Consider the following 20,762-nt stretch of genomic DNA (forward strand, 5'->3'; position numbering starts at 1 on the left):
TAATTACTGGTATTGCATCAGTAATCGTTTCACACGGATAAGCAGTTCACCGGGAATGACCGGTTTCTTAAGGAAGTCGTCAGCCCCCAGTTTAAAGCCTTCCAGGATCATATCTTCATTGCCGGCATTGGAAACAATTATCACCGCAATGGGCTTGCCTTCCTTCCTGCTCTTTACCCGGCTGAGGATTTCAAAACCATTGGCATATGGCATCATGATGTCGGTAATGATCAGATCATAGCCATAGTTGGTCTCTTCCAGCTTTTGAATGGCCTCTTTCCCATTCACAACGTGGTCCAGTTGATAGGCTTCCTTATGAAGTATCCGTTGGATGATTTTCGGCATTACTTCATCGTCTTCGATAACAAGTATTTTATGCATATACGAGATTAGCGGTTACTCATGGCGGTTATGGTCCCTGTTGACTCTTTCAATAAAGATAGGAATTATATGTAAATGTCTGCTTTTTTATGCCCTATATTTGCGATGGAAGTATATTGTTATGACGGCGAAGTTCAAGATATTATTGGTAGACGACCACAAAGCCAACCTTTTAGTATTGCAGCGTATGCTCGAGGCAGAGGGGCGGACTTTCGTACTGGCCACCTCCGGCCATGAAGCTCTGGACATAGCCCGGGAACAGGATGATATCGGCCTGGTGATGCTCGATGTGCAGATGCCGGACATGGACGGCTACGAAGTGGCCCGCCAGCTGAAAGCCAATCCGCAGACCAAAGATATCTCCGTCATTTTTGTTACGGCCACCAACAAGGACGAAGAGGATATGCTGAAAGGTTTCGAGAAGGGAGCGGTAGATTACCTCCCCAAACCGCTGCATAAACATCTGACCCGTGCTAAAGTGGACGTCTTCGAAAGACTGTATTATTATCAGCAGGAACTGAAAATGGCCCTGAAGGCCAAAGAGCAGGTCAACGGCCAACTGGAGCGTTTTATGCACGTAGTGGCGCACGACCTCAAATCCCCGCTCTCCGGTATCACCAGCCTGTTGCTGATTTTACGGGAGGAAGAAGCATTGCAGCAGTCCGAAGAGCTGCTGTCTTTTGTGGACATGGCCGTGGGCGCTTCCCATAAACTGGCTGATATGATCTCGGCCATCCTGGACTATAGCCGCGAACACCAGGATAATCAGCCGGAAGAAATGGTAGAGGTGAAAGTGCTGCTGGAACAACTGGTACAGCTGCTGTTTCCGCCGGCGAACGTACACATCCGTGTGGCAGACAATCTGCCTGTCCTGTATACCAGCCGCCAGAAATTGCAACAGGTATTCCAGAACCTGATCAGCAATGCTATTAAATATGTAGACAAGCCACAGGTGGAAATCGCTGTCGGAGGCGAAGACCTGGGCGATTACTACCAGTTTTTTGTGAAAGATAACGGGCCTGGTATAGCAGAAAAAGACAACGAGCGCATTTTCCGCCTCTTCGAAAAAATAGATAATGACGATGATAACGGCAAAGGCACGGGCATCGGACTCAATATCCTGAAGCTGCTGGTGGAAACGCAGGGCGGTAAAGTGTGGGTGGAATCGGTGAAAGGGGAAGGAAGCTGTTTTTATTTCGAATGGAGAAAATAAAATATTGCCCCGGTTTGTTGCCCGGGGCAATAGGTCTCCGGTTCACTTCAATACGGGGTAAACGCCCGCCGCGGCCGCAACAGCTGCTGCTTTATCCACGGGCCTGCCATGATAACGGTAATCAATACACTTAAACCGACGATCATCCACGCGTAATAATCCATCGACGTGCGTAAGCCTGTCTGCTCCTGCAACATACGCCGGACGGCACCTTCCGCCAGCTGCTGCGCGGTGGCCATATCCTTGCCGCCGGCCAGGAAATGTTGCTGGAACTGCCCCAACACCTCTTCCCGTATAGGATTGACACCGGTGAACTGCTCCCTGAATTTATTATAGTGAACACTCTTCCCGTATAACTGGAAATAGTTGGCAAAGGCAATACTGCCGCAAAAACCGGTATAACGGGCGGCGATGCCGATGAAAGACACAGTGCCGGCCATGGCGGCAGGAACGGACGATACCACGTACATCACAATAGGCACAAACAGGGCGCCGGTACCATAACCCTGTATCCACATGGGCAGCAAAAACTGGCTGGTATTGGCCTGGCTGGAAAACAGAAAATACATACAGACATGAAACAGCAACAGCGACAAAAATCCGCTGCCCAGTATCCAGCGTGTATCCGTTTGGTTTAGTACCAGCCGGGAGGCTACCAGCATCCCTGTGATAATGCCGGCTATATTAGCCGTCCACACAGGTGTAAGGTTGAGCGGGTCTACCATCAGCACCCCCTGTAAATACGCATAAACATTGCCGGTAGTGCCTTTGAAGGTATAGTACGCCATTAGCAGCAATAACCCGTTCCTGAAACCGGCAAACCGGAACAGCCGCAGCTGTAGCAGCGGGCGTTTTAACGCCAGTTGCCGTACGCCGAAAAGCAGGCCGCTGGCAAGCCCGGTAAGCAGCAACCAGCGTAACTGCGGACTGGAAAACCAGTTGAGCTGCTGGCCATATACGAAGATATAACCCACAATACATAACAGCACCGTATATAAAATATAACTGGACCAGTCCAGCTGGTACAACGGGAACTTCTTTCGGAAACGCACATTGTTGGTGATCGTCAGCATTAATACCAGGCCAGGTATCTCAGCCAGTATCACGAAATAAAACAGGTTGTTGAATTCAAAGAAGTGTAATATCCGGCTGCAAAAGAACGCGCAGATAGGGATAGATACCTGTAACGTTCCGTAAAACACCGTATAGCCGATCACCCGCATCCTGTCCGAACGCAGCCGGGAGAAGATCATATGCAGGCAAATACTGCAAAATAACGCACATACCGCCCCCTGCACAAAACGGCAGGCCATAAAAACAGCCAGGTTACGGCTGTTGGCGCAGATAATGCAGGTCAGCGTATTGAGGGCTACCGCTATCAGAAAGTACGGCCGCGGCTTCACATACTTTACCAGCCGGTCGTCTATCGGCAGGAAAGTGACGAGCGAGGCATACATCAACACCACGGAATACTGCATGTCTGCCGGCTCCATGCCGTAGTAACCGGTTGTTTCAGCGCCGTTGCTGAAATACAAAGCGAACACGCCCAACGCAGGCAGCAACATCAGGAAGATGGTGGTGCGGATCAGCCATTCCGGCGCCCATGGCTTAAAAAGAGGTAAGTTGACAGATGACATAAGTAGTTATTTACTGACAGATACATTGGCATTCATACCGGCCACCAGGCGCGCCAGTACAGTGGGACTTTCTACCAGCCTGATACGCACCGGTATCCGCTGGATGATCTTCACAAAATTACCGGTGGCATTGTCTGGCGGCAACAACGAATAGCGGGAACCTGTAGCAGGAGAGAAGGAGGCGATCTCTCCGCGGAAAGTCTCTCCGGGAAAGGCATCCACGGTAATGCTCACTGGTTGGCCGGCCCGGAACTGCTGTACCTGTGTTTCTTTAAAATTGGCCACCACCCACTTGGGCGTTTCATCATTGGAGATGAAAGTGAGCGGTTGCCCGGCCTGTATCAGTTGCCCTACCTGGATGTTCTTACGGCCTACACGCCCGTTGTAGGGGGCACGGATAACGGTATAGCCTACACTGAGCTGATGCTGTTCGGCCACCGCCTGCCGGCGTTTGATTTCCGCGGTCACGGCGGCCGACTGATGGGAGGCTTCTGTAATACGGGCCTCCGCGGAGGCATGGTCACGCAGCGCCGCCTGGTATTCTGACGTGGCGATGTCCAGCGCGGCTTTCACATTGTCAAAACGTTGCGGAGTGGTGGATTCTTCCGCCAGCAGGTTGGCAAACCGCTTGTATTCCTGCTGCTGATGCTGCATACGCGCTTTGGCCGCGTCAATCCTGGCGGCAGACACAGCTGCTTCGTTTTTTAAGGTGCTGATCCTGCTTTCTAGCAGGGTGGTCTGCGCCCGAGCATTTTCCAGCGCAGCTTCCGCCTCTGCGGCCTGCGCCAGGTAGTCGCGGTTGTCGATCACTACCAGCGTATCGCCGGCTTTGACGGACTGGTTTTCTTCAAAACGTATCTCATGGATATAGCCTGATACCCTGGCGCTCACGGGATTGATATAGGCTTCCACCTGAGCGTCATTGGTTTCTTCATAACGTACCAGGCGAAGGCAGTACCAGACGCCCCAGCAGCAAAGGCCGGTGGCTAAAAGCAGTGCGAATGCACGTGTGGTATAAATGATAAACCGGTCAGTAGCAGTCAGTTGTTTGTTCATATTTTTCCTGTTAATCTGAGTAATTGATAATGTTGTACCCGCACTTTTACCATAGCGGTGGTAAGATTGAATTTGGATTGCAGTAGCTGTGTCTCTGCATCGAGCAGGTCGCTCAACAGGGACTGCTGATTAAAATAAGAGCTGCGCAGGATGCGGAGGCTTTCAGAAGCCTGTAGCATGTTGTTGCGGGCCACAGTGGTTTGTTGTACAGCTTCCTGGTAATGCAGGAAAGCAGCGTGTATGTCTTGCCTGAGGTTGTCCTGTATGCTGGCGGCCATCGTCAGCTGCTGTTGCCACGCTATGCGCGCCTCGCGTGTTTTATGCCTGTTCTGGTAAAAGGAGGAAACAGGAACACTGACGCTGAAGCCTGCCTGTCCGCCAGACCAGGGCACGCGGGAATACGGATAATAGGCGGTTTGCGGATAGGTATAACGATAGTCGGCAAAGAAGCCCAATTTAGGCAGTGGTGCTGCTTTTACCTGCTCCAGCCGCAAAGCGCCGAGACTGGTATGCTTCAATGCCAGCTTATATTCGATGGCTTCATGGCTGCTGGTGTCTGGAGCCGGGCCCGCTACATCAGGCAGGTCCACGATAGGATAGATGGCGCACGTGTCCGGCCGGCCCATCAGGTAATTGAGCCGCTGCGTATTGATAGCGATGTTGTTATTGATCTCCGTCAACGACAACCGCTGATTGGATATCTTCACTTCTTCCCGTAACACATCGCTTTTTAGCACCAGCCCGTTTTTATACAGTTGCTTTATCTCCGAGAGTTGCAACTCACTGGAACGGATATCCTGTTCCAGCAAAATGCTGAACTGCTGATAACGGTACAGGTCCAGAAAATATACGGCCGACTGATAACGGATATCTGCCACCGAACGTTGCAGCTTCGTCGCGGAGATGGACTGTTCCGCCCTGGCCATGGCTATTTCCCGGGTTGTCTTTCCGCCGTCGTACAGATTGAGGTAGAGATTGCCGCCGATGGTATAGTGCTCGTGGGAGACAGGAAACTGCGTAGGGGCGTGCAGGATGCCATCGGTGTAAAGTGGCATGTTGCTCAGGCGGGAGTAGGCGGCGTCTGTATTTACAGCAGGCAGTCTTGTATCACGGGCCGCCTGCACTTTTTCAGCGTTGCCCGCCAACTCCTGCTGTTGCAGGCTGATCTGCCGGTTGCCGGCTTCGGCCTGCTCCCATATCGCTGCCAGTGTCATGCCGCCGGCATGTGGTTGCTGACCGCTGGCGGGCCATGGAAAAACCGTTGCCAGCAGCAGGGATAAACGTAAAAAACAGTATTTCATCATCTGCAAAAAAATGGTTGATGCAAAATTCATCACCAGCGGGAAGTCTTATTTGATATAACAGGCCAAATATTTACTAATTTTGGCCATGTATGGACATGTTTAAAAAATTCAGGAATGAAATTGACAGCCATCCGGACGCCATTTATGTTTTGAATGAACCGCTTGAAAACCGCTTCCCGATGCACTGTCATGATAAAAGCCAGATACTGCTGGTGGAAGGAGGCATTGCTTACCTGAACACGCACGACAAACAATACTACATTCCTGCGCGGCATTATGTCTGGATACCGCCGCGGGTGGACCATAACATTAAGTTCAACAGTTCTTCGCTGGTGATCCATAATATTTATTTTATGGATGAGGAAGATGCCTGTCATCCTTTTTATGGTAAGCTGAGCATCTATCCCGTAACAGGCGTGGTGAATGAAATACTGCAGCTGTCAGCCTCCTGGAAGGAGCACATCCTGCCTGGCAACTGGCAACATGAGCTGTTGACAACGTTGAAGCATATACTGCCACATACCAGCGGCCGGCCGTTTTCCATCCTGCTGCCTACTACGGAAGACAGCAGGATACAGGACATCCTGCGGTATTTGCATAATAATGTCAGTGAGCCGCTGATGCTACCGGAAGTGGCTGCCCGCTTCGGTTACAGCGTGCGTAACCTGACGCGGCTCTTCAAACAAACACTGAACACGTCTTTCCTGCAATACGTGAAAATGCTGAAGATGATAAAAGCTATGGAGCTGTTGCTGCAAACAGAAATGAATGTGAGCGAGGTGGCCTACGAGGTGGGCTACTCCGGGATAACAGCGTTCAGCAATACTTTCCAGCAAATGCTCAACATGCGGCCCAGCGATTTCCGGCTGCTGAAATAAAAATAATGTCATGGAATTACAGGATGCAATACAACTGATCAAAGCGGATTATACGGCCGGTACCTGGGTGGACCTGGGCTGCGGCAGCGGATTGTTTACCTATGCGCTGGCTAACCTGCTGCCTGCCGGCAGCACGATATATGCCATCGATCAGGAGCCGGTGCGGCTTACGGCCAGGGCCAATCCGGCGGCGCAGAAAATCGTCCCGCTGCAACTCGACTTTATACGGGAACGGCTACCCGTAGCAGCGTTGCAAGGGGTACTGATGGCCAATTCCCTGCATTATGTGAAAGACAAACCGGCATTATTGCGCCGCCTGGCCAAACAGCTGGCTCCCCGCGCGCAATGGGTGATCGTGGAATATGATACTGATGCAGCCAATACCTGGGTGCCTTATCCTGTCCGGCGGAATGCGCTGCAGCAGCTGCTGGCAGACGAAGGGTTTCCGGATATTTCTTTTCTTGGCGAGCGGCCGTCGGTATATCGTTCCGGCAGCATGTATGCAGTGAAGGCAGGAAAGTAAACAAGCGTACTGGTTTACCATGGTGAAATATTACTGCCTGCCCGCGATTGTTGAACTAAGCAGTTACCTATATTTTTGTAGTCCTCAGATGATAAAATGGGAACCCTTCCAATAAAGATGGTTTGTAGGCGCAAATCAATACAGTATGGTAAAAAGAAAAGCATAGCAGACAGCTATGCTTTCTTTGTTGTAACAAGTCATCGGTTAACCCTTATCTATCCATGCTGATTCGTCATTGGTTTGTTCTTCGGTTTTTCCAGGTGTGGCATATAATTATTTCGCGCCGGCTCTTTCCAGAATACCGGCAATTTCTTTAAATCCGCGTTGCCGTGCATGTGCCAGCGGTGTCACCCCGTCTTTGTCTGCCAGGTTCACGTTGCATCCGGCATCCACCAGCATTTGAACGATCTGTATATGTGCCGGGCCGCCGTTGCTGAGGATAATGGCTTCCAGCAGGCCGGTCCAGCCAAGGCGGTTCACATGGTCAATGGGGAAGGTCTTGTCCTGTAACAGGGTACGCACCACTTCCACATGTCCGCGTTCGCAGGCCGGTATCAGCGCTGTGCCGCCGTAGCGGTTGTATCTTTTGTAATTGGCGCCTGCTTTCAGGCACAGTCGTAAAATGTCGGAGTAACCTTCCGCACCGGCATACAGAAACGGGCTGTTAAGGATGTCGTCCTGTGCGTTCACGTCGGCCCCGGCTGCAATCAGCAGGGCCGCTGCCGCGGTGTGATGGTTATAGGTGGCCAGCATCAGGGCGGTACGCTGTTTGTTGTCCCGCGCAGCGATGTCTGCTTTGCCCTCCAACAGCTGCCTGATGACAGCAGTGTCATTGACGGCGGCAGCTTTCAGTAAAAGACTGCTGTTGCCTCCGGAAGGAGCGGGAGTTTGTTTGTCCTGTGTACATCCGGTCATGGCAATCGTCATTGAAAGTATCAGTGATAAAATAAAGTGACAGCTTCGCATGCGGGAAGTGTTTATGCTGCATCAAAATTAAGCCGGCCTTTCTTCCTGAAATGGTAATAATTATCACTATCGTGGTACTTTTCGTTTCTCATTGGCAAAAGCTGTTTTGTGATATGCGTAAACTTGCCTAACATTGCAGCAGCCAACACCACTCATCAAATCCTGTCAATTATGAAGCGACTTAAATATATATCGGGCATTGCCCTCATGGCTGCTTTGCTGCCTTCGGTGGCTAAAACTCAGACAAAAGAAGAACCGCTGAAGATCAACCATCTGGCTGGTAACTGTTACGTATATACGACAAGTGGCACATTGGACGACGGCACCCGTGTCCCGTCCAACAGTATGTACATCGTTACCCGCCAGGGCGCAGTAATGATAGACGTGCCATGGGACACAACACAGCTCGGCCCGCTGTTGAATGCTATCCGGCAACGGCATGGTAAAAAGGTGATTGCCTGCATCGCCACGCATTTCCATGACGACCGTACGCTCGGATTGGCCGCACTGGCGGCAAAAGGAATTAAAACTTATTCCACCGCGCAGACATTGGCGCTGTGCAAGAAAGAACATAACGACCAGGCGCAGTATATCATTCCGGAAGATACCACCTTCCGCTTCGGTGACCGGCGTGTGGAAGTATTTTTCCCGGGCGCAGGACATAGTCCGGACAACATAGTGGTATACGTGCCGGAAGACAAGGTGCTGTATGGCGGCTGCTTCGTTAAAAGCACCGATTCCCGTGACCTCGGCAACCTGTCGGACGCCAAACCATACGAATGGGAAAAATCCATGCTGCGGCTGAAAGCCCGTTACCCGCACCCGGTAGCTACGGTGCCGGGCCATGGCCCGCTCGATGACCGTCGTAACGCCTGCGACTACACGATCAAACTGATTAAAGCCTACGAAGAAAAACACCCGCAGTGAGAACTGTCAACTAAACCATACGTTGCAGAACAGCACCTGACAATAACATCACAAGCGTTGCAGGCGGGCAGGCTGCGTAAATATTATGGCCCCGGGGAACGTTCCCCGGGGCCTTATTTATGCAAAAAATAAAAATTTGTGCAAGTAAATGCTTGCGCGTATATTCGCAATCAAATACTTGCATATTGGAAATCAGAAGAGACGTTTTTCAGGCGATAGCTGACCCTACGCGGCGTCAGATTATTGAAATGGTGGCCCGTCAGCCGCTCAACGTGAACACGATCGCAGAGAACTTTGAGGTAAGCCGCCAGGCGGTTTCACTGCATGTCAAAATTCTCACGGAGTGTGGTTTGATCGTGATCAAAAAACAGGGAAGGGAACGGTATTGTGAAGCCCGGCTGGAGCAGTTGAAAGAAGTGACGACCTGGGTGGACCATTGCCAGCAGTTCTGGGCCACACAATTCAAGTCGCTCGACAGCTATCTGCAAAAAGTTCAAAGCGGAAAAAAATCAGACAAATGAGCAATAACACACCCGTAGATTTTAAGATGGAATACCGGTTCAAAGCACCCCGTGACCTGGTATTTAAGGCTTTTTCCACAGCGGAAGCGCTGAACGAGTGGTGGGGACCAGTAGAAACACATAACAGCGTGGTCAGCCTGGATTTCAGGCCTGGCGGCATTTTCCACTTCAAGATGGAAGGAGCGGGACAGGTGAGCTATGGCCGTTTTCTGTTCCGGGACATCCAGCCGCCTCACCTGCTGGAGTTTACCAATGCTTTTGCAGATGAACAGGCACAGGTGGTGAAAGCGCCGTTTGATATGCCTTTCCCGCTGGAAATCCTTTACCGGATCACGCTGCATGAAGAAGGAGAGGAAACGGTACTGTCCCTGGTCGGCCAGCCACTGGCTGCCAACACGGAGGAAACGGCGTCTTTTCTGTCTATCAACGGCAGCATGCAGAAAGGTTTCGGCGGCACCTTCGGTCAACTGGTCATTTATCTCCGTAAAATCAACAACATATGAGAAAACTGAAATTACAGATGCAGATCTCGATGGACGGTTTTGTTGCCGCAGGCCCTAATGATGAGCAGCATTGGGTTACCTGGGCCTGGGAAGAAATACGGCCGCAGGTATTGGAATTAGCCGACAGTTGTGATACGGTCCTGATCGGACGTAAACTGGCGGTGGACTATATTCCTTATTGGCAGGAGGTATTTACCCGCCCGGAAGATACAATGCATGAAGTGGCGCAGCGTATTATGGCCATGCAAAAAGTGGTGTTTAGCAAAACGCTGGACCGTTCCGTCTGGGAAAATACCACTGTGGCAAATGGTGAACTGGCAACGGAAGTGGACCGGCTTAAACAGCAGCCTGGCAAAGACCTGATCGTGTATGGCGGTACTTCTTTTGTGTCTGATCTGTTGAAAGAGGACCTGGTAGATGAATACTACTTCTTCGTAAACCCGGTAGCATTGGGGCATGGCGATCCTGTTTTCAACGGGCTGTCCGATTTCCGCCAACTGACGCTGAAAAACAGTACCCGCTATAATTGCGGCATTGTGCTGATGCATTACGCTCCCCGCTGAGGCACAACGTATAGCGATAACAGTTATAGGGCTTATCCTGAAAGTTAAAAAACAGAAAATGTGGGTTATTATGTTTAATATTACGGCTTGTCAACCGTAATATGTAAACCTATATCGAATACCTGCAACCTGTCAACTTAAACCCGCTATATACTGTTATCGATGAAAAAATTATCCCTGTTATTTATGATGAGCGCCCTCGCTTTTGGGGTAAAGGCGCAAGACAAAGACGTGCCCCGTTTCCGGATCGCGGTAAATGGCGGCTACAGCTACCGCATAGGTAAGGTTCCTTCTTCCTTTTCCGGTGACGCCCGTGACTATATGAAAAAACTGAAATCCGGTTTTAATGTGGGCGCGGACGTGCAGTATTATTTCAATGATGAATGGGGCGTAGGGGTGAAATACCTGCGGTTCCAGGCTTCCGGAAGTGGCGTGGTGGTCGCCGAAAGCCCTTCGGACGGTTATATGCGCACCAATGTGGCTGACAATATCGGGATTACTTTTTATGGCGCTACCTTTTGCGGCCGCGTATACACAAAAAGTGACTATAGCCAGGCTTTCCTGATTGGTGCTTCACTCGGCTATATGCGTTACCGTGATAACGGCCAGGTGGCCGCGTATCCGGTAACGATCAAAGGTGGCGCTTTGGGCTCCGGCCTTGATGTGGGGTACGATATCCGGATTGCCCGTAAACTGTACGCAGGGGCACAGTTTTCCTATCTGGCCGGAACAGTAGGCCGGGTCACTATTGAACGGGCTGGCATGACCGAAACAAGAGAGCTGAAAGACGACCAGCGGGAAAACCTGTCGCATCTCAGCTTGTCTGCCGGTCTGCGGTTCCATCTCTGATCAGTCTTTCCAGTTGTATTGTGTCAACTGGTTGGTAAGCCGCTGACTGGCAACTTCTGGCGCGCTGAACCCATCTGATTGATGCTCTAAGATCAACATACATCCTTCCGGCAGAATCCCGCTGGGGCCAAACTCCAGTTCACTGACTTTCACGGACTGCGTAATGCCGTTGGTATCCGCTTCCTGCCGGAAGGGTTCTCCTGTGTGGCCATAGAAGTGATAAAGTACCGGTACATGGTCCAGTACCTCGCGGATGGCTCTCATGCCGTAACCCCGCTGGCTGCTGTCGTCTTTGTCATGGGTAAGGAGAATATCCAGATGCCCGCTGCTTTTGAGCAGCCTTTTTACTTCCCGTTGCTCATATTCCTGGATGAAACGTTTATCCGTTCTGCCTTTGGCATCGCCGATACGACCGATGCCTGCCAGGTAGATAACTTCCTGTTCTTTGCGCAGTTCCTGTTTTACACCGGACCGGCACACAAACACGCGGTGATATATATCTATCGGAAAGCGGGGAAGTGCAGCGTTGGCTTGCTCCAGGTTGTCCAGAAAATCATGGTCTTCGTGATTGCCGCGTACACAGATCATATCTATATTAAGGCGGTCCAGCAACTGCCGGACAGCAGGTTGCTCCCTGATAAAATCATCATGAAAACCTAACTCATCACGGTTTTGCCGCGCATGTTTCAAGGTGGCCTTGTCAAGGTTATGGATATCCGGATAGGCGCCCATGTCGCCGCATTGCAGGATAAAATCAATCTTTTTGCCGGTTTGTTGCTGGTAAAGGTCCACCAGTTTAAAGGGTAACAACAGTTTGCCGTGAACATCGGCGAATATGGCTAGTCTCATCGTTGAACAAACAAATAAGCGGCAAAGCTACGAAAAATACAGCTCAGCCAACAGAGAGCGTGCTGCCGTAACAAAGGAGACCTGCTTTACGCGCCACGCTGCGGGAGGCATGATTGCTCCAGGAGGTGCTGTACAATGGCAATGCGCCGGCCTTGCGGACCAGGGCTGCCCAGCAGGCGAGTGCCGCGGCGGCATATCCTTTTCCTCTGAAAGGCGCCAGTGTTTCAATGCCTGCTTCATGTGCAGCCGCTGTGATACGCACGCTGCGGCAAACAGCCGCCACCTGCCCGTCTGCCACCACGGCGGCACAGGGCTGTACGTAATCCAGCTCCGGTCCAAGCCTGGCAAAACCAGTTCCTAACAGGGAGGTGTGCTCCGGTGTCAGCTGTATACCGGATATAACGGTGCTAAAGTTTTCCGGCACAAGAAAGGAGGGACCCGCTTCCCATTTGTCAGCCTGTAACAAATGCTGGTATTGTGCCATATCCGGTGGAGGGCCTGCCGGCATGCCGGCGGATGAGGAGAGGAGGGCCTGTGCTGTCAGGGCCTGTGCCAGCTCGTCGGGCACATCATGCCGGTATTTGCATATAGGCGTCCCCGTTACAGGGATGCCCAGGAAAAACAGGGGAGCAGGGCCGCGGTCAGGCCATGGCTCGTTGGCCTGTTGCATCCTGCCATGGGAATCATAAGTGAAAAGAACGTCGGCATGTAACTGCATCAACGCCGTTGTTGTCAGGTCATTCGTGGTTTTCATCACTGCAAGTTATCCTAATTAATATTTATCTTCCGGTAAAATACTTCATCTGATGAATAAAACCATGTGCCTGTTAGTCTGCATCTTACTGACTGCCACGACCGTAGCAGCTCAGAACAAAGCCTCCATCAGAGAGGCCGTCCGGCAGATCAACCGTGACAGTACCCTGAAACAGGTTTCGCTGATGAACGAGGACTGGATGAAGGAGATGAGCGACGGTGGCAGCAGCCTGACAGGGTACTATAAAAATAAACTGTTGATGAAGGCCGTCCGTTGGATAGGATACTCTAGCGGTGTGGAAGTGGTGGAGTTCTATTTCAAAAATAACGAGCTGATATTTGTGTATGAACAGTCGGATGTTTTCTATTATGATGAAAAAAAGGGAGCCCTTAGAACGGACTCCCTTGAACGGAATTTTGAGGGAAGGTATTATTTTTTCCGTAAAAAAATGATTGATAATACAACGTTGGGGCATAACCGTTTTGAGGATGATACACTCGACCCTGAAAAGGTATGGCCTAAAGAAGCAGCCACCTGCAGGCGTTTGCTGGCCCGCAGGGTGCCCCGGTGATTTATAGCAGGATATCGATGTCTGCGGACGTAAAGTACCGGGGCACTTCATGTCCTGAATAAACGGCGCCATATCGCAGCTTCAATGGCAGCAGGTACTGAAGCGGGATACGTGCCCAGCTTTTCATATTTTCCACATTGATGTTCAACAAAGACGATAACTGTATGCCGATGGAAGGCACGAAAATAAAGGTGGTACGGCTGCGGGTGAACTGTGCGCCGGTTTCTGCATAAGTGTACAGCCCGATGAACCGTTTGTTGCTTACCCAGTAGTCAAAGTTGCCCTTAATACCAACCCTGACCTGTTGTGCAGACCTGGTGGGCTGCTCTGCATCCTTGTCCTTCAGGTTGGCGAAACTGCCGGAAACCGTATAGCCGAGCCAGTAGTCCATCAGACCTTTTTTACCACCGTCACTGTTATAATCAAAATGTTTAAGGAAGTTGCCTGCGTTGATCCGTATTTCCGGCCCCAGCATATAATGGTCTGCGGAGGCTGTGCCGCTGACAAGTCCTATGGAAAGGGAGTTGCCTACGCGGGCGCGTACGAAGTCGCGGTAACGTAACGGTGCATTGGCTTGCCGCATGGCGGCGGTAATAGTGCCGCGGTTTTCAAACAGCGCGTCCATATCGGAACGGTAAGGAATGGGGACCCAGGCCAGGCTGGGGATATGAAAGATGAGATAAAGCGGTTGATCGGCGCGGTTGTCAGGGATCTTATCCAGAAAAGCGGTGAAGCCTTTGTCTGCCGAGCCTCTTTGAAAAGCATCACTGAGGTCTTGTAGAGACAGGGTGACGGCGTGAATGATCCGTTCGGCTTCCGGCGTAAAGGTTTCGTAGTGTATGGCCCCGAGCGTGGTGTTCTTCTGCCAGCTGTGATGTGGGTTGTTGAACTGCCCGTCACCATAGGCGTACCATATCTGGCCTTTACGGTTTACCACGGTGCAGCCATTGGCGGAATAGAAGTCATGCAACGATTTGTTGTTGGTGACAGATTCAAAGATGGTACGGTTCACTACCAGGTGGCCGGAGGAGAACGCATCTTCCAGGAAGTGGTCGGCGAATGCGTTAAAGAGCATGGCATAAAAGAACATTTGCCTGGAGGCGTCGTCATTTTTCCCGGACAGCTGTCCGCTTTGTTCTGCCAGGTCTATCGCCAGTACATGGAGTGTCACATACATATTGATGGCGTTGGTGCGTCCCAGCCTTTTAAAAATACTGTCCACCAGCACCGGTTTTTCACAGAGGCGGACAGAGGCTTTGCTGAAGTACCGCAACTGTTCCCGGAACCCTTTACGATATTCATAAAAGTGTGAAAGGTTGAGGGCGGCTTTGAGGGCATAACTGAAGTCCTGCTTGGACAGTTTACCATCAGGGGCAGCGGTGTAGCCCATAGCAATGTATTGATCATGCAGCTTGATGATCCGTTCCATAACGGAATGCTGGTAATGCAGCTGCTCTTCCAGCAACATGGGGTTGCGTTCATGGTCGCCGCTGAGGCCGTTCAGAACGCCGTAAGAGATGCGGCTTTGGTCAGGACCGGAAAAAGTGCCGAAATAATAACGGCCCTGATCGTCAGACCGGATGTCCAGGTAACGCAGCAGTTGTGCTTTGTTATTCTCCGGTAATGACTTTAAAAAACGCAAAAACGCCGCGTCGCCGATCAGTTTGTGCTCTCCGTAGTTGTAGGCAAATAAACGCCCGGATGTAATGGTTAATGTAATGGCAATAATGAGTAGTCCCTTCATATTTTGGGTTGTAGTTCACAGATAGAAATTTTGCCGCGACAGTTAAAGGGACGAAAACTTAAAATAAAGGTATTTTCAGGGGATGGCAATGGAAAATGAATAACATTTTTGAACAACGGGAAAAATCCCGGTATGCCCTACGAAATGTCCCTGAAAAATAATAGCATGAAAATCCAGCGGAAAAGAATGGACACGAATATCATGGTGGTTATCTTAAAAAATAGTACATTTGGCCTAAATTTAAAGTTATGACCGAATATACCACCACGAACAACGAAGAGGAAGAAGACAAAAAGTCTTTTATTCAACGGTTGAGAGACAGTGTATTGCCGATCAAACCGGAAGATTCCGGTATAAAAAAAGCAATGAAACAGGTCGGTTTTGCGGCTTTTTTGGGAGTAGCAGGCGTGGTAACAGCCCTGCTGGCCATTGCGGTGTCATTTGCGCTGTAACATGAAACGGCTGTTTTACATATCCGGTATCAGCGGTTTGTCATGGCTGATGGTCCATATCGCCCGATGGAGCGGTCACCCGTTACCTTGGCTGAACGGTCACCTGACAGACCTCGTCGTGGTGCCGCTGATAGCGCAGGTATGCCTGGTAGTGGTACAACGTTGGATAGTGAAGCGCAGCGATTATCTGCTGCCGCTCGCATATGTGCTGTTTATTGCGTGTTATGTGGCTGTGGTGTTTGAATGGATAATGCCCCATTATTCGCCCCGTTATACGGGCGACTGGCTGGACGTAGCGGCGTATTTCGCCGGCGCCGCAGGGTACTATGGCTGGCAGCACTGGCCTGTGGCGTTGCATGGCACTAACGGTGAAGGATATAGGTAATGATCGCAGTTCCTTGCCGCTGCCCGTAGAAACAAGGAACTGCGTGATCAATGAATTAACCGTGTTGGCCCACGGAGTAGCCGCCAGGCACCGTCCTGAATGCAATGTTTAATTTGTTCCAGGTGCCAATCATCGCTACTGATAACGCGATATCGGCAATTTCTTCTTTACTGAAATGTTTGGCCAGTTCATCATAAGTTTCATCATCCATATGATTGGCGTTCAGCGCTTCTGCAAAGGCTAATGCAGCTCTTTCTGCTTCACTGTAATAAGGCGTCTCACGCCATGCCGGCAGGGAATATAACCTTTGTGCAGTTTCCCCAATGTGAGTAGCATCTTTAAAGTGCATGTCCAGGCAATAAGCGCAACCATTGATCTGGGACATACGGGTGTTGATCAGTTCATGCAGCTTCTGGTCCAGCCCCTGACGGAGATAAGCGCCTGTTTTAAACAGTCCGTCTGCAAATCCTTTTTTAACATCTCCGAAAGAAATTCTTGCTTCCATTTTGTATCGTTTTAATTTTGATTAATATTTGTTTTGATAAGATGACAACCCGATATTTCCATTTAGGACATCATTTTTAAATATTTTTTAATTTTATTTAAAATAGATTGTTTTTAAATTTGTTAGATGGATTTTGGCGAGTGATTAAAACCAGTAAATGAAAGCGGTACACACGGATACACAGGAGTTGCTTTTCGGTCTGCAACAGGAGGCGTCAGCCGCATGGTCGCAGCCGGTACAATTTGCGGAATATGTTGTTTTATTTGTTCCCGCAGGCAGCGGGATATTTCATGCCGATTTTTCCGTGACGGCCTTCAACGGGCCGGTACTGTTGTTTGCCACCCCGTTTCAGCTGTTGCGCCTCGAGGCAGACACGGACCTGCCTTATTTCCAGCTGCGTTTCCACGGTGACTTTTATTGTATTGAACATCACCGTGCGGAAGTAGCCTGCAATGGATCGCTATTTAATAATATCTATCAGCAGCCTTTTATACAGTTGTCCAAAGATGACTCCCTGGGCTTTTTTCAATTGATCACCCAACTGGAAGCAGAGTTCAAACAACAGGCGCCTTCTGATATGGTGCTCAAAGCGTATCTCCAGCTGCTGCTGGCCAAGTCCAGCGCTATCCGGCAGAAAACGCAGGTAATAAAGCCGGACGGACCGCAGCCGGACGATCAGATGGAACGTTTCCGCGTGTTGCTGGACCAACATTACCTTACCTTGCACAAACCGGCTGACTATGCTGAACTACTGGCAATTTCCCCGAACCACTTCACCAAAAAATGCAATCGCTATTTTGGTAAATCACCTTCCCGCCTGATCCAGGACCGCCTGGTACTGGAAGCCAAGAAACAACTGCACCTGACCCGTAAGAGCATCAAGGAAATCGCCTACGCGCTGCGGTTTGATGATGAGTTCTATTTCAGTCGCTTCTTTAAGAAAAATACCGGCGTATCGCCGCAGACGTTCCGCCAGCGGACAGGCATATCTATCGTGGCAGATTTGTCCATGCAATAGCCTTTTCCCTCCATGGCCCGGCGCTGATGCCCGTTCTACATTTGTATCGTTATTCATCCATAAAAAACGAACAAATGAAAGCCATGAACAGAGTCCTGCAGGCCATTGCCAACCTTGATCAATTGGGAAAAAAAGTCGTACGCTGGGGAATCGTCATCGTGTTTGTCTGGATAGGCGCCTTAAAATTCTTTTCCTACGAGGCAGACGGCATCGTTCCCTTTGTGGCCAACAGTCCTTTTATGTCCTTCTTTTACAATACCCCGGGCGAGTATAAGACACACATGAACAAGGAAGGGGAACTGATTGAAGCGAACCATACCTGGCATGAAAACAACAATACATATGGCTTCTCCCGCGGCCTCGGCGTTTTCCTGATCACGTTGGCCGCACTGGTGGCCATATACCGCATGGCGCCGCTGGCCAGTGTAGTGGGCAGCCTGCTGGTGTTTGTCATGGCATTGGGCACTTTATCTTTCCTGGTCACCACGCCTGAATCCTGGGTGCCGCACCTGACAGACCATCATTGGGGATTCCCCTATCTCTCCGGCCGTGGCAGGCTGGTGATCAAAGATGTGATGATCATGGGAGGGGCGCTGGTCACCATGAGTGAGTCTGCCGGTATTTATCTTCAGCGTAAAGGCATAATGTAGTGTAGCCCTGCGCGTTTTTTAATATCTTTACCGGCTACAAAAAAGTAACTACCTATGCAACTCCAAATAACAGACGTTCACACCAAAACGATATCCTGGCGGGGAAATGATCTCGTAGACTGGGCCACAAGCACAAAAATACATGGCGACGGCGCATGGCCTGCCCAACAAATACATTACGCTTATAATTTCGATGCTGCCATCACTTCAACGGACGGACAATATGCACTGATTTTTACTAAGCAGGGCACCAAAGGGTTGCTGCTGAAAAACGGTAAAATGCTTCGGGAAGTTAACCGGTCATACTATCAGGCGGAGGTGTACGAATATCCGGCAGCGTTTTTTGTAGCGCCCAACGGCAGGACCTACCTGGCCCATTGCCCGCAAGCCTACTGCCAGCTGGACTTTGAAGACGTGGAAACAGGAGAGGTGATCACCCGCGTGGAAGGTCGCGAGCCGCAGGACTATTTTTACTCCCGCCTCGAAGTAAGCGCAGATAACAAATGGCTCATCAGTAAAGGCTGGGTATGGCACCCCTGGGACATGGTGGTGGCTTTTAATATCGAAGCATGCCTGCAGGACCCTAAGCTGCTGGACCAGGTTAAAAAAAGTCCGGATGTTGATGCAGAAGTGGGCGTGGCAGGCTTCATCAGTAACCATGAGGTACTGATCGGCGCCATCGGAGATGGAGAACTGATGGACGAAGAAGCTGAAAATGCGGAGGCGCTGCAACCAGGCCAACTGGTGGTCTGGGACCTGGAAACAGATGCTCTGTCTGCACCTGTCACCGTTAAAGGGATCTTCGGTAATATCTTCCCCATAGATGATACGTACACCTGGGACCTGGCCGGCTGTCCCCGTATTATCAATTACCGCACCGGTGAGGTGGTGGACCAGCTGGAGGAATTTCTTGTCAACCCTCAGGTATCTTCTATCATTCATCATATAGAAGCGCCACAGATTTCGTATAACAGGGAAACGAAAGCCGTGGCTGTCATCACGAAAGACCGGAAAGTAGCTTTACTGACCCGTTGACGATAGTGATTGAATTATATCAATAAGAAAAGCAGCTCCACGGAGCTGCTTTTCTTATTGTGGCTAAATACACTGTTATTGTTTGTAGACAATGCGGTAGATGGTGCCCATCTTGTCGTCAGACACGTACAGGGAGCCATCGGGACCTTGCGCGAGGCCACAGGGGCGGTGGAGCGCATCACCGGGCGCGGCAATGTTTTCTTTGCCGGCGAAACCTTTGGCGAATACTTCCCATTTACCGGAAGGCGCTCCGTCTTTAAACGGCACAAAAGCCACAAAGAAGCCCTGTTGCGGTTCAGGGGCCCTGTTCCAGGAACCGTGGAACGCGATGAACGCTCCGTTTTTATAACGCTCAGGGAACATGTTGCCGGTATAGAACAGCAGCGCGTTGGGAGCGAGGTGGCCCGGGAAAGTGGCTACCGGGTCGTCATATTTGTCAGTGACAGCTTTTTTACCATCGCCACCATATTCGGGACAAACGATTTTTTTCTGCTGTATATGGTCGTAGTAAATGTACGGCCAGCCGCAGTTGGAGCCGTCATGCAGTTTGTACATGGTTTCTGCGGGCAGCTCAGCTGATTGTTTGGCGTCGTACAGTTCAGGGAAAAAGTCGTGCAGGTTGTCGCGGCCGTGCTGCATTACAAAAAGCGCATTGGCCTGGTTGTTCCAGTCGAGGCCCACCACATTGCGAAGGCCGGTAGCGTACCGTTTGCCGTTATGATATCCCTGGTTCAGTTCATTGGCTTTGAACACCCAGATACCGCCGGCAGAATCCAGCAGGGGGCATGGCTGCATGCCCGGGGAACCTTTGGTACGGTCTTTTTCCTGGCATATATTGGAAGGTGCCCCGATATTCACATATAGGTTACCGTTATTGTCCAGGGCAATGGATTTTGAATTGTGTTGCCCGCGGTCTATCAGCCCACTGACGATGGTGTCCGGATGTTGCGGGTCTGCCACTTCCTGCTGGTCGTTCAGTTTGTAACGGAACACGCTGGTGTTGGAGGAAGCATACAGGTAACCGTCTTTAATGGCGATACCGGTGCCGCCGTAGGGAGCAAACGCGGAACGCTCATCTGCACGACCGTCGCCGTTTTTATCTTTCAGCACCACAATGGCGTTGCCGTTGACCGGGTTTTCCAGTTTAACATACACCACGCCGTTTTTATTCACAGTCAGGTGACGGGCATTACCGGTGCTGTCGGCAAAACGAAGCGCGCCAAATCCCTGCGGCAGCTCCAGGCCAACGTTACCATTGTCGGCAGCGGGGCCTTTAGGTGCTTCCGTACCGGGATTGTTATTGCAGCTGTGCAGTACCAGCATGGCAGACGGCATTAAAAGGCTCAGGGCCATTGTCCTGAAAACCCGCTTGTCTGACCGGATAGGCCATAATCCTGTTTTCATAGTATTGTGTTTAGTGCAAAATAATGGACTTTCGGATGTCCGTGACCGTTGAAGGCCATAAAAAGTACGAAAAT

The 20,762-nt window shown here is 50.6% G+C and carries 24 protein-coding genes; 14 read left to right on the plus strand and 10 right to left on the minus strand.

Going from position 1 to position 20,762, the window contains the following annotated elements; genetic code table 11:
• Positions 1-3: 3 nt before the first annotated feature.
• Complete coding sequence (locus ACTJJS_RS26725; RefSeq protein WP_168874077.1) at positions 4-381, minus strand: response regulator; 378 nt, start codon at positions 379-381, stop codon at positions 4-6.
• 121 nt (positions 382-502) lie between these two features.
• On the opposite strand from ACTJJS_RS26725, the gene ACTJJS_RS26730 reads away from it, so the two are divergent.
• A complete protein-coding gene (locus tag ACTJJS_RS26730) occupies positions 503-1,594 on the plus strand; it encodes a sensor histidine kinase (protein ID WP_440666428.1) in 1,092 nt (363 codons plus the stop codon).
• A gap of 47 nt (positions 1,595-1,641) precedes the next feature.
• Here ACTJJS_RS26730 and ACTJJS_RS26735 read toward each other — a convergent pair whose 3' ends face one another.
• From ACTJJS_RS26735 to ACTJJS_RS26745, 3 genes are read right to left on the minus strand one after another with little or no spacing between them, the layout of a single operon-like run.
• The gene (locus ACTJJS_RS26735; RefSeq protein ID WP_440666430.1) at positions 1,642-3,231 is read right to left on the minus strand and encodes an MFS transporter; all 1,590 of its coding nucleotides are present in this window, start codon (positions 3,229-3,231) and stop codon (positions 1,642-1,644) included.
• Between the two features lie 6 nt (positions 3,232-3,237).
• Positions 3,238-4,287, minus strand: a complete 1,050-nt coding sequence (locus ACTJJS_RS26740; protein WP_440666432.1) for an HlyD family secretion protein — start codon at positions 4,285-4,287, stop codon at positions 3,238-3,240.
• The gene (locus ACTJJS_RS26745) at positions 4,284-5,591 is read right to left on the minus strand and encodes a TolC family protein (RefSeq protein ID WP_440666434.1); all 1,308 of its coding nucleotides are present in this window, start codon (positions 5,589-5,591) and stop codon (positions 4,284-4,286) included. The genes ACTJJS_RS26740 and ACTJJS_RS26745 overlap by 4 nt, the downstream gene beginning before the upstream one ends.
• A gap of 89 nt (positions 5,592-5,680) precedes the next feature.
• On the opposite strand from ACTJJS_RS26745, the gene ACTJJS_RS26750 reads away from it, so the two are divergent.
• Together ACTJJS_RS26750 and ACTJJS_RS26755 are read left to right on the plus strand one after the other, a co-directional pair.
• Positions 5,681-6,469: an AraC family transcriptional regulator gene (locus ACTJJS_RS26750; RefSeq protein ID WP_440666435.1), complete on the plus strand. Its 789-nt coding sequence runs from the start codon at positions 5,681-5,683 to the stop codon at positions 6,467-6,469.
• A 10-nt stretch (positions 6,470-6,479) separates the two neighbouring features.
• Entirely contained in the window at positions 6,480-6,992 is a 513-nt protein-coding gene (locus ACTJJS_RS26755; RefSeq protein ID WP_440666437.1) for a class I SAM-dependent methyltransferase, read from the plus strand.
• A gap of 273 nt (positions 6,993-7,265) precedes the next feature.
• On the opposite strand, the gene ACTJJS_RS26760 is transcribed toward ACTJJS_RS26755, so the two are convergent.
• The gene (locus ACTJJS_RS26760; protein ID WP_440666439.1) at positions 7,266-7,958 is read right to left on the minus strand and encodes an ankyrin repeat domain-containing protein; all 693 of its coding nucleotides are present in this window, start codon (positions 7,956-7,958) and stop codon (positions 7,266-7,268) included.
• 171 nt (positions 7,959-8,129) lie between these two features.
• On the opposite strand from ACTJJS_RS26760, the gene bla reads away from it, so the two are divergent.
• The 5 genes from bla to ACTJJS_RS26785 all read left to right on the plus strand — a co-directional run bounded on the left by bla (position 8,130) and on the right by ACTJJS_RS26785 (position 11,321).
• On the plus strand, positions 8,130-8,885 hold the full coding sequence (gene bla, locus ACTJJS_RS26765) for a subclass B1 metallo-beta-lactamase (protein WP_440666440.1): 756 nt from the start codon (positions 8,130-8,132) through the stop codon (positions 8,883-8,885).
• A gap of 185 nt (positions 8,886-9,070) precedes the next feature.
• Positions 9,071-9,406 (plus strand): ArsR/SmtB family transcription factor, encoded by a 336-nt coding sequence (locus ACTJJS_RS26770; RefSeq protein ID WP_440666442.1) that lies wholly within the window; start codon positions 9,071-9,073, stop codon positions 9,404-9,406.
• Positions 9,403-9,909: an SRPBCC family protein gene (locus ACTJJS_RS26775; protein ID WP_440666444.1), complete on the plus strand. Its 507-nt coding sequence runs from the start codon at positions 9,403-9,405 to the stop codon at positions 9,907-9,909. The genes ACTJJS_RS26770 and ACTJJS_RS26775 overlap by 4 nt, the downstream gene beginning before the upstream one ends.
• Complete coding sequence (locus ACTJJS_RS26780) at positions 9,906-10,472, plus strand: dihydrofolate reductase family protein (RefSeq protein WP_440666446.1); 567 nt, start codon at positions 9,906-9,908, stop codon at positions 10,470-10,472. The genes ACTJJS_RS26775 and ACTJJS_RS26780 overlap by 4 nt, the downstream gene beginning before the upstream one ends.
• Positions 10,473-10,634: 162 nt before the next feature.
• Positions 10,635-11,321 carry an outer membrane beta-barrel protein gene (locus ACTJJS_RS26785; protein WP_440666448.1) on the plus strand — a complete coding sequence of 229 codons (687 nt, stop codon included), beginning with the start codon at positions 10,635-10,637 and terminating at the stop codon, positions 11,319-11,321.
• Here ACTJJS_RS26785 and ACTJJS_RS26790 read toward each other — a convergent pair whose 3' ends face one another.
• Both ACTJJS_RS26790 and ACTJJS_RS26795 read right to left on the minus strand, forming a co-directional pair.
• Positions 11,322-12,170 carry a metallophosphoesterase family protein gene (locus tag ACTJJS_RS26790; RefSeq protein ID WP_440666450.1) on the minus strand — a complete coding sequence of 283 codons (849 nt, stop codon included), beginning with the start codon at positions 12,168-12,170 and terminating at the stop codon, positions 11,322-11,324.
• Positions 12,171-12,213: 43 nt separating this feature from the next.
• Positions 12,214-12,924 (minus strand): hypothetical protein, encoded by a 711-nt coding sequence (locus ACTJJS_RS26795; RefSeq protein ID WP_440666452.1) that lies wholly within the window; start codon positions 12,922-12,924, stop codon positions 12,214-12,216.
• 52 nt (positions 12,925-12,976) lie between these two features.
• Here ACTJJS_RS26795 and ACTJJS_RS26800 point away from each other — a divergent pair, with 52 nt between their 5' ends.
• Entirely contained in the window at positions 12,977-13,495 is a 519-nt protein-coding gene (locus ACTJJS_RS26800; protein WP_440666454.1) for a hypothetical protein, read from the plus strand.
• Position 13,496: 1 nt separating this feature from the next.
• Here the strand turns inward: ACTJJS_RS26800 and ACTJJS_RS26805 are convergent, their stop codons facing one another.
• A complete protein-coding gene (locus ACTJJS_RS26805) occupies positions 13,497-15,239 on the minus strand; it encodes a hypothetical protein (protein WP_440666456.1) in 1,743 nt (580 codons plus the stop codon).
• A gap of 248 nt (positions 15,240-15,487) precedes the next feature.
• Here ACTJJS_RS26805 and ACTJJS_RS26810 point away from each other — a divergent pair, with 248 nt between their 5' ends.
• Together ACTJJS_RS26810 and ACTJJS_RS26815 are read left to right on the plus strand one after the other, a co-directional pair.
• Complete coding sequence (locus tag ACTJJS_RS26810; RefSeq protein ID WP_168874095.1) at positions 15,488-15,691, plus strand: hypothetical protein; 204 nt, start codon at positions 15,488-15,490, stop codon at positions 15,689-15,691.
• Position 15,692: 1 nt separating this feature from the next.
• A complete protein-coding gene (locus ACTJJS_RS26815; protein ID WP_440666458.1) occupies positions 15,693-16,076 on the plus strand; it encodes a hypothetical protein in 384 nt (127 codons plus the stop codon).
• Between the two features lie 55 nt (positions 16,077-16,131).
• On the opposite strand, the gene ACTJJS_RS26820 is transcribed toward ACTJJS_RS26815, so the two are convergent.
• Positions 16,132-16,581, minus strand: coding sequence for a carboxymuconolactone decarboxylase family protein (locus tag ACTJJS_RS26820; protein WP_440666460.1), 450 nt, complete (start codon positions 16,579-16,581; stop codon positions 16,132-16,134).
• A gap of 157 nt (positions 16,582-16,738) precedes the next feature.
• Between ACTJJS_RS26820 and ACTJJS_RS26825 the strand changes: the two genes are divergently transcribed.
• The 3 genes from ACTJJS_RS26825 to ACTJJS_RS26835 all read left to right on the plus strand — a co-directional run bounded on the left by ACTJJS_RS26825 (position 16,739) and on the right by ACTJJS_RS26835 (position 19,284).
• The gene (locus tag ACTJJS_RS26825) at positions 16,739-17,599 is read left to right on the plus strand and encodes a helix-turn-helix domain-containing protein (protein WP_440666462.1); all 861 of its coding nucleotides are present in this window, start codon (positions 16,739-16,741) and stop codon (positions 17,597-17,599) included.
• A gap of 83 nt (positions 17,600-17,682) precedes the next feature.
• Positions 17,683-18,249, plus strand: a complete 567-nt coding sequence (locus ACTJJS_RS26830) for a DUF417 family protein (RefSeq protein WP_440666464.1) — start codon at positions 17,683-17,685, stop codon at positions 18,247-18,249.
• 54 nt (positions 18,250-18,303) lie between these two features.
• Positions 18,304-19,284, plus strand: coding sequence for a hypothetical protein (locus ACTJJS_RS26835; protein ID WP_440666466.1), 981 nt, complete (start codon positions 18,304-18,306; stop codon positions 19,282-19,284).
• A gap of 75 nt (positions 19,285-19,359) precedes the next feature.
• On the opposite strand, the gene ACTJJS_RS26840 is transcribed toward ACTJJS_RS26835, so the two are convergent.
• A complete protein-coding gene (locus tag ACTJJS_RS26840; RefSeq protein ID WP_440666468.1) occupies positions 19,360-20,688 on the minus strand; it encodes a PQQ-dependent sugar dehydrogenase in 1,329 nt (442 codons plus the stop codon).
• Between the last annotated feature and the right edge of the window lie 74 nt (positions 20,689-20,762).

Origin of the sequence: Chitinophaga sp. 22308 (assembly GCF_052045305.1) — a bacterium.
Classification (GTDB): domain Bacteria; phylum Bacteroidota; class Bacteroidia; order Chitinophagales; family Chitinophagaceae; genus Chitinophaga; species Chitinophaga varians_A.